The sequence below is a fragment of the Sphingopyxis sp. genome (assembly GCF_050916055.1).
In the GTDB taxonomy this organism is placed as follows: domain Bacteria; phylum Pseudomonadota; class Alphaproteobacteria; order Sphingomonadales; family Sphingomonadaceae; genus Sphingopyxis.
Genome location: NZ_CP051527.1, coordinates 875,917 through 889,696 on the forward strand (window position 1 = coordinate 875,917; position 13,780 = coordinate 889,696).

The window sequence follows — 13,780 nt, forward strand, 5'->3', positions numbered from 1 at the left end:
GGAGAGCCTCGTCATGCGGTGGAACCATCGCGCGCCCCGATCGATTGAGAAGCCTTTCCGCCTTTCGTCCTCTGACTTTCCAAAGGAGCTTCCCCCCATGAAGCAGCTTGTCGCCTTCGATCTCGATGGAACGCTTGCCGAGAGCAAGCAGCCGCTCGAACCCGAAATGGGCGAAGCGTTGGCCGATCTGCTTGGCGTCGCCGACGTCGCGGTGATCTCGGGCGGCGACTGGCCTCAGTTCGACAAGCAGGTCGCAAGTCGGCTCCCCGCGCGCGCCGACCGCGCGCGACTGTGGCTGATGCCGACGACAGGGACCAAGCTCTACACGCACCGCGAAAGCGGTTGGCAGCCCGTCTATGCCGAATTGTTCGAGGGCGCCGAGAAGCGCGCCATCCTCGAAGCCTTCGATGCGGCGCTCGTCACGACGGGTTTCGTGCCCGAGGAAGTGTGGGGCGAGCGGATCGAGGATCGCGGCAGCCAGATCACCTTTTCAGCGCTCGGCCAGCAGGCGCCGATCCATGCCAAGGAAATCTGGGATCCGGACTTTGCCAAGCGCAAGATCATCCAGGCAGACCTTCGCCAGCGCCTGCCGGGGCTGTCGATCAACATGGGCGGGGCGACCTCGATCGACATCACGCGCGCAGGGGTCGACAAGGGCTATGGCCTCAAAAAGCTTCGCGACGAAAGCGGCATCGCGCTTGGCGATATGCTATTCATCGGCGACGCGATCTTCCCGGGCGGCAATGACTATCCAGCCAAGCAGATCGGACTCGATACGGTGCGGGTTCGCGACCCGCAGGAAACCCTCGCGGTCATCGCGGCGATTGTCGCGTGCCAAAAGCCTGATCGCACTCGCGACGGGTATTGAGGACAGGATTTTACCGATAAATGCGGCTTACCCCCGCTACGGTCTCGGGATCGCGATCGAGGTTGCCCCCGGCGCGCTCGGGCCCGGCGCGCGCATTTGGGCAAGGCGCTCGTTCACGGCGCTCCAATAGTCGATTTCCGCTTGCGCGGCCCGCGCACGCGACCAGCCGATTTGTCGCTCGACGAGGCTCTCGGCCCGGTCGCCATAGCGCTGGCGGACGTCGTTCGCGGCGGCCCAGATCCTATGTGCCGAACAGGATGACATCTGCCATCTCCATCAACGATCAAACCCCGTTCGCAGAAATTTCCGACCTCTAAATCGACCGACGGCGAGGGTTGGTTCCGCGTCTTCACTGGTTTTATGTCACGACACCTGCTCGCTCGGTTCTGCACGCAACCGCGTCGGCGGCGTCTTCAAGAGCGCGGCCTTGCTCGCCCCGCGGGTCGGCAACGATTTTCCAGTGGCGGGAAAAAGGTAAGCCCCGTCGCATTTCTGCGGCGGGGCTTTCCTAAAATCCGTCCGAAGACAGGACTTAAATTCTGACCCTATTTTCATATGATCAGATGCAAGAAACGCTATGGAGGCCGACTTGGTTCCCAAGCGACGCGCTCGTCACGAAAATATTTCGCGGTTATCATGGGGACATGCCGGCGGGAGGTGCATTTGCGCTCGATCGCGCCCTTGAGTGGACGACCGATTTTGCATAAAATCACGCTGCTGCCGAAGAACGCGCGAGTCTCATCGTGCCCCGGCGGCGCCGGTCGCAATAGTGGAGCATGCCATGCACCGCTTCTATCTGATGATCCGCGCTGCCGATGATGCGGTGACCGAGCGCGTCGCGCTCGATGCCGCCAATGGCGACCACGCGCTCCATCTCGCTGAAATTTACGCGCGCGATGGCGACGTCGAGCTTTGGGACGGCGAGCGCATGCTTGCGAAAAGGGAGGCGAATATGCCGCAGCTATGGACGGTCCAGTCCGCGCCGGCCGGCAATACCTCGGGCGCGGTCCGCACCGATGGGGTCTGGAAGGCCGGTGAAGGGATCGCGGTGAGGCAGGGGTAGGATTTTCATTCGGGCGCGGGCCTAGGGGGCGCCTGGTGCACATATCCCACCCCATCCCGTCGGGATAGCTGCCACACGGCGAAGTCTTCGCTGCCTTCAAGGCGGTAATGACCGGTGCCGACCGGGAGCAGGAGCCGTCGCCGACGTGGAGCGCAATCGCGGGGCCGTCGGTTCCGCTGAGCGCGAGCGTCGGAAAGCAGGCGACGACGCCGGGGGCACCTCGGGCGCGGACGCATGGTACCGGGCTCCGCCAGTGCGGCGGCCAGCCATGATCGGCGAAAAGCCTCTCGAAACCGTCGGCCGTCTTTTCGCCTTCGGCTTCGCACGCGCCGCGGTTGAGCATCACGGGCAGACGCGGGTTTGTCGGATCCTTGGCCCACCCCGTCGGGAAAAAAGGCTTAGGCTACCTTCATGACGCTTTCTTTTTGGCTTTACGGACAGGAGCGTCGCTAAGCTCGATCCACACCGGTGCGTGGTCGCTCGTTTTTTCCCAGCCGCGGGGGCGTAGATCGACTTCGGCGGCTGTCAGGCGATTTCTGGCGAGTTTGTTGAGCAGCAGATGATCAATACGGATGCCCGCGTTGCGCTCGTAGCTACGGCGCCAATAATGCCAGAAAGTGTAGATCGTCTCCTCGGGATGGAGATGGCGGATTGCGTCGGTCCAGCCTTGCTCGAGGAGGCGCTGATAGGCAGCCTTGGCCTCGGGCGCGAACAGCGCGTCGTCCTTCCAGCGCGCGGGTTTGTAGACGTCAGCGGCGGTGGGAATGACGTTGAAGTCGCCGGCGACGACGACCGGAGCCTTGAGGGCGACGAGCGATGCCAAGTGCGTGTGCAGCCGCTCCATCCAGGCGAGCTTATAGTCGAACTTGGGGCCGGAGCAGGGGTTACCGTTGGGCAGATAGAGGCCGGCGACGAGAATGCCGGCGACCGCCGCCTCGATATAGCGGCTTTGCTCGTCTTTGGGGTCCCCCGGCAGGCCCCGCCGCGTCTCGTGAATCTCGCCGACGCGGCTTAACAGCGCGACACCGTTCCAGCGACTCTGGCCTTGCCAGATCGCCTGATATCCCGCCGCCTCGATCGCCGCCTGCGGGAAGGCCTCCTGCGGCGCCTTGAGTTCCTGCAACACGACGATATCGGGCGCGGCGAGCGCGAGCCATTTGAGCAGGATCGGCAGGCGGCCGCCGATGCCGTTCACATTATAGGTTGCGACCTTCATAGGGCGCCAAGCTCTTGGTTGGTGCAACCAGACTCGGTGCGCGCCTTTGACCCGGCACGCTTGAGCGAGGTTCCGTTGTCGGCGAGGTGGAAATGCGCCGCCGCGTTGATCGTGTCTATCGCTTTCCAGCCGGCCGGCGACGCCACCGCTGCTGTCGTCCGGGTGGGCGCCAAACAGGGCAAGACAGCAGTGTCGCCGTGCTGATTGCGCAGATAGTCGACAAAGATGCGTCCCTTGCGCTGTTCCTCGGGCAGCGCCGCGGAGCAATTGTCGTTGCCGTTTGGCGCGACCGCCGGCGCGAGGCCGCACTCAAAATCCCTCGCTGGCGGGGAGGGGGCGGCAGCCGCTGCGCTCGCGCGGTGGCGGGCGGGCGGCGCGGAACTGGTAGGTGATCTCGCGCGAGTCATAACGTCTAGACACAAAGCACCGGCCTTCGTTCCGCATCTGCAACCCGCGCGCGCGACGCGCGTTGCGCCGAGAGAAAGGAGCAGATCATGGCCGACGATAAAAACACCAGCGGACTGCCTGATCGCAATCGCATCAGCCTTAGCGAAGACTATGAGGTTCGCGACTGGACGAAAAGTCTCGGCGTGACCGAAGACGAACTTCGCGCCGCGATCGACGCGGTCGGCAACAATGCGGATAAGGTGCGCGATCACCTTAAAGCTGGGTGATGTGGGGCGCTGTTGATCACGCCGCGACCGCTCCGGGCGAACGCGTTACGCGCACCTTCTCTCGGCTGACCGACACATGCTGCCGAATGACCTCGTTCCGATCGACGACAAAACAATTTCCGATGGCTGATCGGCGCCGCGCCGATCCGACGCATGAGGAGAAGACGATGAACGACCCGCGCCAGCTGCGGACGGTCCCGACCGAACAGACCCGTAATCCCAACATCTCGACCGAAAACCAGCCCAAGGGCGCGGCGCGGCGCCCGAGCGACACGCTCGATCGCACGCGGGACCCCTTTCCCGACCGCGAAGGGTGCGGTTGGGTCGGCGCCGATCCCGATGGCGACCAAAGCGTCGCAGGTGAAGGCGAGGCGCGCGCCGACGGCGAAGCCGTCAGCGGTCGTTGACGGCGCGTTGGTCCGATGGCCGAGCTCCGGTCTCCCGACGGCATCGATAGCCTCCGCCTCAAAGCAGGTCTGTGGGACCGCCATGCCAGTCCCATATCCTTTCTGGTGCTCGCCGCGATCCTTGCCGGCGCGCTGGTCGGCCTGGCAGGCGGGCAGCCCAACCCGGTTTCTCGCGCCGCGTTCGATGGCGCCAGTCTTTCGGTCAGGACCCCGCTGCTCATTCGCAACGGGGAGTTTTTCGAGACAGTGATCGAGGTGCAGGCCGATCGTCCGCTTGCCGAAGCCACGCTCGCGGTCAGCGCCGACCTGTGGCGCGACATGACAATCAATACGATGATCCCCGCTCCCGCGGATGAAGTGTTCAAATCGGGCTCCTACCATTTCGCCTATGGTCCGCTGGCCGAGGGCGACACCCTCCGGGTCAAGATCGATGGCCAGATCAATCCCCCGCTGTTCGCTGGAACCCGCGGCACCATCGCCCTGTATGACGGCGGCGAGATGATCGGCCGCCAGCCGCTTCGCATTCGGGTCTTGCCCTGATGGATATTGTGCTGCGGGCGACCGCGATGTTCGCTCTGCTCTATTTGCTCATCCGGTTGCTCGGAAAGCGCGAGCTGGGTCAGATGACCCCTTTCGAACTGGTGCTTCTTGTCGTCATGGGGGACCTCATCCAGCAGGGCGTCACCCACAATGATTTCAGTCTGACCGGTGCGCTCCTCGCGATCTGTACCTTCGCATTCTGGGCGCTCACGCTGAGCTGGACGACCTATCTCTTTCCCAAGACGAAGGATTTGCTCGACGGGGCGCCGCGCGTTATCGTCCGCGACGGCGAAATCGTGACAGCCAATCTTCGCCGCGATCGGCTGACCCGCGACGAGATCCTCTCCGAAATGCGGCTAGCCGGTATCGCCCGTCTGTCGCACGTCGCCTGGGCCATCCTCGAGCCGCAAGGCAAGATCAGCTTCATCAAGCGCGACGACGAGTGCAGTGAGCAGCGGCGCAATGACGAGGGCGTTGTTTGATCTCCAACCCTTTCCCCGGTGGCCGTGTAGGCGAGCGGAGACGTTGGGAACCGTCGGGGTCGCCACGTCGTTTGCAAAAAGTCTTCAGGGAGTTCGCAGTGCATGCTGAGCAGTTTGGCAAGGGCCGGTAGCGATAAGGATTTTCTTCGGCACGACGGCGAAATGGGCGGTCGCATTGCCGCTCATGCCTGGGCCGACACGCCGCTCGGTCCCATCGCGGCCTGGTCGCAGAGCCTGCGGGCGATCGTCGGCTTCGTCATCTATTCGCCCGTCCCCATTGTCATGCTGTGGGGCGAAGAGGGTACGATGATCTACAATGACGGCTATTCGCGCTTCGCCGGCGGCAATCACCCGCATATTCTCGGCATGCCGGTGCGCGAGGCGTGGCCCGAGGTCGCCGATTTCAACGATAATGTCATGAAGGTTGGGCTTGCCGGCGGCACGCTTGCGTACAAGGATCATCTCCTCCAGCTCGACCGCACCGGCGGGGGGCTTGAGGATGTGTGGATGAACCTCGACTATTCGCCAGTCTTCGGCGACCACGGTACGCCCGCGGGCGTCGTTGCGGTGGTCGTCGAGACCACAGAAGCGGTCCGCGCGGCGACCGCACTGCGCGAAAGTGAGGCGCGGCTGCGCTTCCTCGACGCTCTGGGTCGGCGCACGATGATCAGCACCGACGCCGACGAGATCTTGGCGACGACCACCCACATGGTCGGCGAGGAGTTGGGCGTCTCGATCTGCGCCTATGCCGACATGGACGAGGACGGCGACGGCTTCACGATCCGCGGCGACTGGGCTGCCGAAGGGTCGGCTTCGATCGTCGGCCATTATCAACTTTCGGCGTTCGGCGAACGCGCGGTGCGCGACCTGCACGCGGGGCGGCCGCTCGTCGTTCACGACAATCGCAGCGAGTTGCCAGCGGCGGCCGCCGCGACTTTCCAGCAGATCGGCATCGGTGCAACAATTTGCATGCCGCTGGTGAAGGAGGGACGGCTAACCGCGCTGATGGCAATCCATCACCGCGATCCGCATGTCTGGAGCGCCAACGAGCTTGCAATTATCCGCGACGTAACCGACCGCAGCTGGGCCCATATCGAGCGCGTTGGCGCCGAGGCGGAATTGCGCAAGACTGCGGAACGACTGCGCGACCTCAACGAGACGCTCGAGACGCGCGTTGCCGACCGCACGGCGGCGCTGGAGCGCAGTCAGACCCAATTCCGCCTGCTTGTTGAGGGTGTGACCGACTATGCCATGTACATGCTCGACGGCGAGGGACGTGTCTCAAGCTGGAATGCGGGGGCCGAAAGGATCAAGGGCTACCGCCCCGAGGAAATCATCGGTCGCCATTTCTCTTCCTTTTACCAAGAGGTGGACCGTAGTGCGCAGGAGCCCGAACGTGCGCTCGAAATTGCGCGGCGCGAAGGCCGCTTTGTCGCCGAAGGCTGGCGGATTCGCAAGGATGGGACGCGCTTCCGTGCAAGTGTTGCAATCAAAGCCATCCACGACGAGGACGGCGAACTGATCGGTTTTGCCAAAATCACTCGCGACATCTCGGAACGCGAGGAGGTACAGCAAGAGCTCGAACTTGCCCGCGAGGCCCTGTTCCAGTCGCGAAAGCTTGAAGCCATCGGTCAGCTGACCGGCGGCATCGCGCATGATTTCAACAATCTGCTGATGGCGATCCGCAGTGGCCTGGAGCTGTTGCGCAAACGCCCCGGCCTGGAATCGCAAGCTCTCAGGCTTCTCGACAATTGCCTGGAGGCGACCGATCGCGGCGCCGCGTTGACCCAACGCATGCTCGCGTTCGCTCGGCGTCAGGAGTTGTCGACCGAGGCGGTGGCGCTGCCGCAGCTCGTCGGCGGGATGATGGAATTGCTGCAGCGCGCGCTTGGACCGGCATTCGTCATCGAGACGCGCTTTCCCGCCGACCTCGCCGCGGTTGCCGCCGACGTCAACCAGTTGGAAATGGCACTCCTCAACCTCGCGGTCAATGCGCGCGACGCGATGCCGGGCGGCGGCGCGATCGCGATCGCCGCGCACGAGCAGACCGTCTCGCGCGGCGCGGTCGCCGATCTCGCACCCGGACGCTACGTCCGCCTTTCGGTCACCGACAATGGCGCAGGCATGGATGCCGAGACGCTCGCTCGCGCCGCCGACCCGTTTTTCACCACCAAGGGCATCGGCAAGGGAACCGGCCTTGGCCTGTCGATGGTGCATGGCTTTGCGCAACAGCTCGGGGGAGCGCTGCAAATGGAAAGTGAAATCGGGCGCGGCACGAGCGCGCATATCTGGCTGCCGCTGAGCGACGCCCCGGCCGGCGCCATCGTGGCCGAAGCCGAACCCTTGAAGTCGCTCGCCCGCTCAACGCGCCGCATTCTCGTGGTCGATGACGACTCGATCATCCTCATGAATACCGCGGCCTTGCTCGAGGATTTGGGGCACGAGGTGCTCGAGGCGGGCGGCGGAGAGGAAGCAATGGAGCTGTTGCGTAGGTATCCCGATATCGCGATCCTGATCACCGACCAGGCGATGCCCGGCATGACCGGAAGCGAGTTGATCGCCGCCGCGCGCGCCGAGCGCCCGGACCTCCCGGTTATTCTCGCCACGGGCTATGGCGAAACACCCGCTGATGTGACGCAAGGTTTGCAACGCCTCGGCAAGCCCTTCGGGCAGAAGGATCTGGAGCGCGCCGTGGCGCAGGCGATGGGTTGAAGCGATTGGCGTGGTCACTCCGTGTCGCAGCCGCACCCGCAGCGGCGTGCGGCTGCAGAATCGTCACAACTTGGGTTAATCCGGTGCAACTGGACGCCGAGCTTCGCCGTTTTTAGCCTATGCTTTCCCCTGCCTGTGACAATGACCATCCGCTCGCGCGCCGGTTCGAAGCCTTCATCAGGGATGAGGAATTTCCCTGCGTTGGCGCGAAGTCTGCGCTCGCGAAAAGCCAGCTTCGCATCATGGTGGGGCGCGACATGCGCTCGGCCTGGGACGACCTGCGCATTTACCCGACCCTGCTCGACCTCGCCTGGTCCTATAGCCGCGAGCCCACGTTGTTCCAGTCGCTCGCGGTACTATTTGAGGAAGACAGCGGCTTCGATGAGGAAGCGTTCGAAACATGTTTGTGGGAGCGGCTCGAATCGCTGACCCACAAGGACGCCTGGCACGGCCAGCCGCTCGATCGCCGCGTCAGCGCCGATCCGGACGATCCACATTTCTCGCTGAGTTTCGGCGGCGAGGCCTTTTTCGTTGTCGGCCTCCATCCGCGCGCAAGCCGCCCCGCGCGGCGGTTCGAGCGCCCGGCGCTCGTATTCAATCTACACGACCAGTTCGAACAGCTTCGGGCCAGGGGCTTGTACGACAAGATGCGCGGCACGATCATCCGTCGCGACGTGGCGCTCGCTGGCGACGCAAATCCGATGCTGGCGCGCCACGGCAGCATATCCGAGGCGCGGCAATATTCCGGGCGGGCGGTGAGTGCTGATTGGATTTGTCCCTTTTCGGGCAGACGCGGCGGCGAGATAGTGACCGACGTACTGCGGGCCCGCGGCGAGGCGGACTGAGACGCGCGCGCGGGCGTCCAGCGGGTGCCGACTTTTTGCGCTTTTCGGCGTTCAGTCGACGCCTTGTTCGCAGCAATTTCCGTCGCTGCCGCCGGGGTGAAGAAGTGTCTGTCGCCGGCTTCGGCAAGTATAGGAGAAGGCTGCCCGGGCGTGCGAAGGCCGAAATCCTTCGACCGGCGAACGACCCAGATCAAGGCGGCGAAGAAGCTCACCTTCGGTCCGGCCAAGGCGGCCAAGGATCGCCTGAACGGCTGATTTTTCCTTGCCCTGCCGACCTGTGCAGGCGGGGCATTGCCTGCTTCAGACCATTTGTTATTTGGGCATCGCGGGCGATCGAGTCCGGATTGGCGTATAATCACAGGTGAAGGCGAGCTCTTTGATGACCGCGCTCGGCGTCAGATGAATGTGGAGCTGCTGCATTGCGCCCTCCGCCCCGATCGCAAAGGCCTGTTCGGCCTCGTACATCTCGTCGCGATGCGGTTCGCGCCAGCCGCTGACGCTTTTGAGCGCGCGCGCCTTTGCCTTGGGCAGACTGTCGGCGACCACGAACACATTCTTGTGCTTTTCGAGGAACTCATCCGGCGCATAGCCGCCGAGATTGACATAATAGAGCCGTTCTTCGCCCGCGAAGGGCTCGGGGCGGAGCGAGATATCATAGCCGTCGGCATGATCGAGCTCGGCCCAGCAGTCGATATGGAGGCTCTTGGGGATGCCCCACCACTGGCGGCGGAGCTCCTCATAAGTGTCGGTGATCGAGGGTGCGACGATGAAGCGCATGTCGTGGAGCTCGATATTGGCGCCTTCGGCCTCGCCGCCGATATAGATCGCGAACAGCTTCATGCCGCCACCGCCGACTCGTCCCCGTCCGGATCATTGGCAACGTCGCCGCCGATCGCAGCGGCGAGCTGCTCGGCGACCACGAGGCCCATCTCGTGCGAGCTGGTGATCCCCTGGATGAAGGGGTGGCGGCCGAGAAGGAAGGGAAGGCTGAGGCAGAAGAGTTGGTTTTCCGGAATATCGTCCGAAATCGGATGGAACTGGTCGTCGATTGCAATCCCGCGTGAGGCCGCCGGTGCGGCGCCCGGCTGTGCATCGCGAACGATGCCCTGGCTCAGCAGCGACGGGAAGGGGAAGGCCTTCGCCTGGAGCGGCCGCTGCCCTGTCGCTTCTATGAAGGCCGGAAAAGCATGGCTTTCGCCCATCGCCTCGACAACCGCGCCGCCCTCGGCACGGTGGCTATCGATCCGGTAATCGTCGCCGATCGCGAGGACGTCGAGCTTGCCCGCGCAGTGAAGCGCGAGCATGCGCCGGATCGATTCATGCGGAACCGTCGCATAGTCGTCGACAAAGAGCGGTTTGAAATGCTTCGAGAAGCGGCGATACTCCTCGGCGTCGAGATGCGGCACGATCAGCGCCAGCACTTCGTGCATGCGCAGGATCGCGTAGCGCCAAGGCACCGTATGCTCGGTTTCATAATTGCGCTCGGCCTCGGCGAGATTCTCCTGCGCCCACTCGAACGGGTCCGCGTTGGCGCGGTTGGCAAAATAGCGCTCGCAATATTCTTCCAGGTCGAGGTCGGCGAGGCCGGTCTCTGCGGCATAATCGGGATCGGCGGCGATCAATTCCTGTTTGAACAGCGCATAGGCCGGTTCGAGGAGCAAGCCGTCGGCCGCGATCAGCGTTTCCATGGCTTCGGGGGTGCAGATCTTGAGCGGCTCGTAAGGGAGCGGGGCGAAAAAATCGGCTTCGGGAAGCAAGCCTTTGCGCGACATCATTGTCATATGAAATGCTTCTGTGCCCGGCGCGGGTTCGTACGCCACGCCGCTGACGGCATCTTCGACGAATTCGCCGTGCGTGACGGCCAGCGCGACGCCGGCATCGATTGCGCTGAGCGACGTCCCGCGAACGCCGACCCTGCACGGCGGGATTTGAGCGAGCGCGGAGGCCGGCCAGGGGCTGAGGAAATAGCCGGGCCGGACCTGCGGATCTTCGGGCCACTGGTGCCCGGTAGCGAGCACGACATGGTCGAAGCGGCGCTGGGACATCGCGCCCGACCGTGACCGGATCATGAGGACCATCGCATTCGGCTCGCTGACCGCATCGACGACGCGGCAGCGCGTACGCACATCGACGGCCACGCCTTGCGCCCGAGCGCGATCGAGCAGCGCCTGAAACTGATCGTAGAAGAACTCGCCTAGCGCGAGACGGGGGTAAAAGGTGCGTTCGCCGATCTCGGCGGGGTCGATGCCCAGCGCCGCGAGGCGGCTTGTCGTCTGCGCCTGGAGCCATTCGAGAAGCGTCTGCTCGAGCGGCGGAATCTCGATGCTCGCGATGTTCGATAGCATTGCCGGATCGTTCCAGCCGGGCCGGTAAGGCGTCCCGCGGCCCGCGGTCGGCTGTTCCTCGTAAATGGCAAGTTCGAAGGGCTGGCTGGTTTGGCTAAGCAGGGCGTGCAGCGTGTAGATGGTGGTCGGGCCGGCTCCGACAAAGGCTATCGAGGATGTCATGCTGCTATAATGCCCGGACGGCCGAAAGGGTGCGGGCGATTGATGCAGGTTGCAACGAATGACTTCGTCGATCCGGACCCCGTTCGCCTTGTGCCAGTGTCGATAGACAGTTCGGGGTAAAGATCGAAGCTCCGATCGCCGTGCGACCGGACCCTTCGATGTCGCGTCGCGGATCGCCGAACCGGACAGCCTCCGGTCCGGCGGCTCCGGTCACTCCGCCTTGGGGGTTGGCTTGGCGTCGAGATCGACCTGCATTTCGCGCGGCCAGAAGCGCAGCGCGCGCGCCGCCTCGATGAAGGGCGCCGCATCGCTCGCCTTTTCAAGGATAATGCAGGCATCGTCGAGGTCGTCGCCCAGCCCGACTGCGGCGAAAATCGCCGCAGCTTCGGCTGTCATGCCGATATACTTGCAATGGGCAAAAGCGTCGCTCGCGAAATCCTTTGCCGCAGCATCAACGGCGAGTTCGGCGGCGCCTTCCTCGGAAACGACGAAAGCGACGGCATCGAAGAGGACCGAAGGTCCGCCATCGATCTTGTGCCGCGCTGCGACCTTGGTGCCGTCGGCGAGCGTCACGCCGCCGATCTTGGGGGCCACGACCTCATAGACTGCGCCTTCGGCATCGAGCGCCTTGACGAGTGCCTTGAAGATCGTCGGATTCGCCCCGTCGCTCAGCAAAATGCCGAGTTTGCGGCCCTTGAAGCTGTCGGGGCCGTTTTTAAGAATGCTGAGCGCGTCCGAGGGCGGCAGGTCCGTGATCGGTTTGCGCGCCGCGACCGCCGCGTCGGGGAGCGCCATACCGAGCCCCTCCGCTACCGTGGCAGCGAGGGTCGCGTCGATGTTGCGCAGATGCGAGACGGTGCGCGAACGAATATCCGGACGTTCGACCTTCGAAAGTTCGAAGACCAAAGCGTCGCCGATATGCTTCTGCTCGATCGGCGTCTGGCTGACGAAAAACTGCCGCGCCTGGCTATAATGATCGGCGAAGCTTTCCGAGCGGGTGCGCTGCTTGGCACCGTCGGCTTCATCCGCGAAGCTCCTAAATCCACGCACCGGATCCTCGCGCGGGCCGCCTTGCGTCGGTCCCCAGCTGTTCGGTTCGTAATTGACGCGGCCGACCGGGTTGCGCATCGCCATATGTCCGTCCTGCTGGAAATGCGCCATCGGGCATTTCGGCGCATTGATCGGGATATGGGTAAAATTGGTGCTGCCGAGGCGTTTGATCTGCGTGTCGAGATAAGAGAAATTGCGCCCCTGAAGTAATGGGTCGTTCGAGAAGTCGATGCCCGGCGGGACATTCTGGGTCATGAACGCGACCTGCTCGGTCTCGGCGAAGAAATTGTCGACGACGCGGTCGAGCACGAGGCGCCCGACGATGCGGATCGGAACCAGCTCCTCGGGGATGAGTTTGGTCGCGTCGAGAATGTCGAAATCGAAGCTGTCGGCGAAATCATCGTCGAACAGCTGGACGCCAAGCTCCCACTCGGGATAATCCCCGCTGTTGATCGCATCCCACAGGTCACGGCGGTGGAAATCGGGATCGGCGCCATTGATCTTGACCGCTTCGTTCCAGACCACCGACTGCAGCCCCTGCTTGGGCTTCCAATGGAATTTGACGAAGGTCGACTTGCCCTTGGCGTCGAGCAGGCGAAAGGTATGGACGCCAAAGCCTTCCATTGTCCGGTATGAGCGCGGGATGGCGCGGTCGGACATGGTCCACATGATCATGTGGAAGCTTTCGGGCATCAGGCTGATGAAATCCCAGAAATTGTCATGCGCCGAGGCCGCCTGCGGAAAGGCGCGGTCGGGCTCGGGCTTCACCGAGTGGACGAGGTCGGGGAATTTGATCGCATCCTGGATGAAGAAGACGGGGATATTGTTGCCGACGAGGTCCCAATTGCCTTCCTGCGTATAGAGCTTGACCGCGAAGCCGCGCACGTCGCGCGCGAGATCGAAGCTGCCCTTCGACCCGGCGACGGTCGAAAAGCGAACAAAGGCTGGGGTTCGTTCGCCGACGCGCTGGAAGATATCCGCCCGGCTGACGTCGGCGAGACTTTCGGAAAGCTCGAAGAACCCATGTGCACCATAGCCGCGGGCATGGACGACGCGCTCGGGGATGCGCTCATGGTCGAAGTGGAAGATCTTCTCGCGAAAATGGAAGTCCTCGAGCAGGGTCGGGCCGCGCGTGCCCTGCTTCAGGCTGTTCTGATCGTCGGCGATCGGCGTACCATGCTGCGTCGTCAGCGTCGCGGCATCGCCTTCGGCGATCTGATGCGTCTCACCGCCTTCGCCTGACGGTCCATCGAACGCGAAGCTGATTGCGGCGTCGCCGGGGATGGCGGGGGCTTTCTGCGGACTTTCGCCGCCGACATCTGCGCCGGCGATGTCCGCCGGGGTCTTGGTGGACGCCGAACGACCCGAGGGACGTTTCGAGGAAGACTGTTTGGCCATGGTGCGCTCTCGCCGATC

13 protein-coding genes and 1 pseudogene are annotated in these 13,780 nt (G+C 63.7%); 9 read left to right on the top strand and 5 right to left on the bottom strand.

The window, feature by feature from the left end; genetic code table 11:
- Window positions 1-97 precede the first annotated feature (97 nt).
- Complete coding sequence (locus tag HEQ22_RS04380) at window positions 98-868, top strand: HAD-IIB family hydrolase (protein WP_432769982.1); 771 nt, start codon at window positions 98-100, stop codon at window positions 866-868.
- A gap of 781 nt (window positions 869-1,649) precedes the next feature.
- Window positions 1,650-1,931 (top strand): hypothetical protein, encoded by a 282-nt coding sequence (locus HEQ22_RS04385; protein ID WP_432769983.1) that lies wholly within the window; start codon window positions 1,650-1,652, stop codon window positions 1,929-1,931.
- 409 nt (window positions 1,932-2,340) lie between these two features.
- Here the strand turns inward: HEQ22_RS04385 and xth are convergent, their stop codons facing one another.
- Complete coding sequence (xth, locus tag HEQ22_RS04390) at window positions 2,341-3,147, bottom strand: exodeoxyribonuclease III (protein ID WP_432769984.1); 807 nt, start codon at window positions 3,145-3,147, stop codon at window positions 2,341-2,343.
- Window positions 3,144-3,554: a hypothetical protein gene (locus HEQ22_RS04395; protein ID WP_432769985.1), complete on the bottom strand. Its 411-nt coding sequence runs from the start codon at window positions 3,552-3,554 to the stop codon at window positions 3,144-3,146. Before HEQ22_RS04395 ends, xth begins: the two co-directional genes overlap by 4 nt.
- Before the next feature lie 87 nt (window positions 3,555-3,641).
- On the opposite strand from HEQ22_RS04395, the gene HEQ22_RS04400 reads away from it, so the two are divergent.
- The 7 genes and pseudogenes from HEQ22_RS04400 to HEQ22_RS04430 all read left to right on the top strand — a co-directional run.
- A complete protein-coding gene (locus HEQ22_RS04400) occupies window positions 3,642-3,821 on the top strand; it encodes a DUF3606 domain-containing protein (protein WP_432769986.1) in 180 nt (59 codons plus the stop codon).
- 122 nt (window positions 3,822-3,943) lie between these two features.
- Window positions 3,944-4,228: a hypothetical protein gene (locus tag HEQ22_RS04405; RefSeq protein ID WP_432769987.1), complete on the top strand. Its 285-nt coding sequence runs from the start codon at window positions 3,944-3,946 to the stop codon at window positions 4,226-4,228.
- A 105-nt stretch (window positions 4,229-4,333) separates the two neighbouring features.
- Entirely contained in the window at window positions 4,334-4,768 is a 435-nt protein-coding gene (locus tag HEQ22_RS04410) for a hypothetical protein (protein WP_432769988.1), read from the top strand.
- Complete coding sequence (locus HEQ22_RS04415) at window positions 4,768-5,250, top strand: DUF421 domain-containing protein (RefSeq protein ID WP_432769989.1); 483 nt, start codon at window positions 4,768-4,770, stop codon at window positions 5,248-5,250. Before HEQ22_RS04410 ends, HEQ22_RS04415 begins: the two co-directional genes overlap by 1 nt.
- Window positions 5,251-5,352: 102 nt before the next feature.
- The gene (locus HEQ22_RS04420; protein ID WP_432769990.1) at window positions 5,353-7,962 is read left to right on the top strand and encodes a PAS domain S-box protein; all 2,610 of its coding nucleotides are present in this window, start codon (window positions 5,353-5,355) and stop codon (window positions 7,960-7,962) included.
- A 119-nt stretch (window positions 7,963-8,081) separates the two neighbouring features.
- Window positions 8,082-8,807, top strand: a complete 726-nt coding sequence (gene gntA / locus HEQ22_RS04425; protein ID WP_432769991.1) for a guanitoxin biosynthesis heme-dependent pre-guanitoxin N-hydroxylase GntA — start codon at window positions 8,082-8,084, stop codon at window positions 8,805-8,807.
- A 45-nt stretch (window positions 8,808-8,852) separates the two neighbouring features.
- Window positions 8,853-9,062 (top strand): annotated as a pseudogene (locus HEQ22_RS04430) (HU family DNA-binding protein); the annotation flags it as partial.
- Window positions 9,063-9,119: 57 nt separating this feature from the next.
- Here the strand turns inward: HEQ22_RS04430 and HEQ22_RS04435 are convergent.
- From HEQ22_RS04435 to HEQ22_RS04445, 3 genes are all read right to left on the bottom strand, one after another.
- Window positions 9,120-9,647 (bottom strand): DUF1543 domain-containing protein, encoded by a 528-nt coding sequence (locus HEQ22_RS04435; RefSeq protein WP_432769992.1) that lies wholly within the window; start codon window positions 9,645-9,647, stop codon window positions 9,120-9,122.
- Window positions 9,644-11,314 (bottom strand): FAD/NAD(P)-binding protein, encoded by a 1,671-nt coding sequence (locus HEQ22_RS04440; protein ID WP_432769993.1) that lies wholly within the window; start codon window positions 11,312-11,314, stop codon window positions 9,644-9,646. The genes HEQ22_RS04435 and HEQ22_RS04440 overlap by 4 nt, the downstream gene beginning before the upstream one ends.
- A gap of 210 nt (window positions 11,315-11,524) precedes the next feature.
- A complete protein-coding gene (locus HEQ22_RS04445) occupies window positions 11,525-13,762 on the bottom strand; it encodes a catalase (protein ID WP_432769994.1) in 2,238 nt (745 codons plus the stop codon).
- Window positions 13,763-13,780: the final 18 nt, after the last annotated feature.

Excerpts from the sequence above, each read along its gene's own strand:
- HEQ22_RS04435 (WP_432769992.1), bottom strand. The coding sequence starts at position 9,647 with ATGAAGCTGTTCGCGATCTATATCGGCGGCGAGGCCGAAGGCGCCAAT.
- xth (WP_432769984.1), bottom strand. The coding sequence starts at position 3,147 with ATGAAGGTCGCAACCTATAATGTGAACGGCATCGGCGGCCGCCTGCCG.
- HEQ22_RS04385 (WP_432769983.1), top strand. The coding sequence starts at position 1,650 with ATGCACCGCTTCTATCTGATGATCCGCGCTGCCGATGATGCGGTGACC.
- HEQ22_RS04420 (WP_432769990.1), top strand. The coding sequence starts at position 5,353 with ATGCTGAGCAGTTTGGCAAGGGCCGGTAGCGATAAGGATTTTCTTCGG.
- HEQ22_RS04405 (WP_432769987.1), top strand. The coding sequence starts at position 3,944 with ATGGCTGATCGGCGCCGCGCCGATCCGACGCATGAGGAGAAGACGATG.
- HEQ22_RS04415 (WP_432769989.1), top strand. The coding sequence starts at position 4,768 with ATGGATATTGTGCTGCGGGCGACCGCGATGTTCGCTCTGCTCTATTTG.
- HEQ22_RS04440 (WP_432769993.1), bottom strand. The coding sequence starts at position 11,314 with ATGACATCCTCGATAGCCTTTGTCGGAGCCGGCCCGACCACCATCTAC.
- HEQ22_RS04395 (WP_432769985.1), bottom strand. The coding sequence starts at position 3,554 with ATGACTCGCGCGAGATCACCTACCAGTTCCGCGCCGCCCGCCCGCCAC.
- gntA (WP_432769991.1), top strand. The coding sequence starts at position 8,082 with ATGCTTTCCCCTGCCTGTGACAATGACCATCCGCTCGCGCGCCGGTTC.
- HEQ22_RS04400 (WP_432769986.1), top strand. The coding sequence starts at position 3,642 with ATGGCCGACGATAAAAACACCAGCGGACTGCCTGATCGCAATCGCATC.
- HEQ22_RS04380 (WP_432769982.1), top strand. The coding sequence starts at position 98 with ATGAAGCAGCTTGTCGCCTTCGATCTCGATGGAACGCTTGCCGAGAGC.
- HEQ22_RS04445 (WP_432769994.1), bottom strand. The coding sequence starts at position 13,762 with ATGGCCAAACAGTCTTCCTCGAAACGTCCCTCGGGTCGTTCGGCGTCC.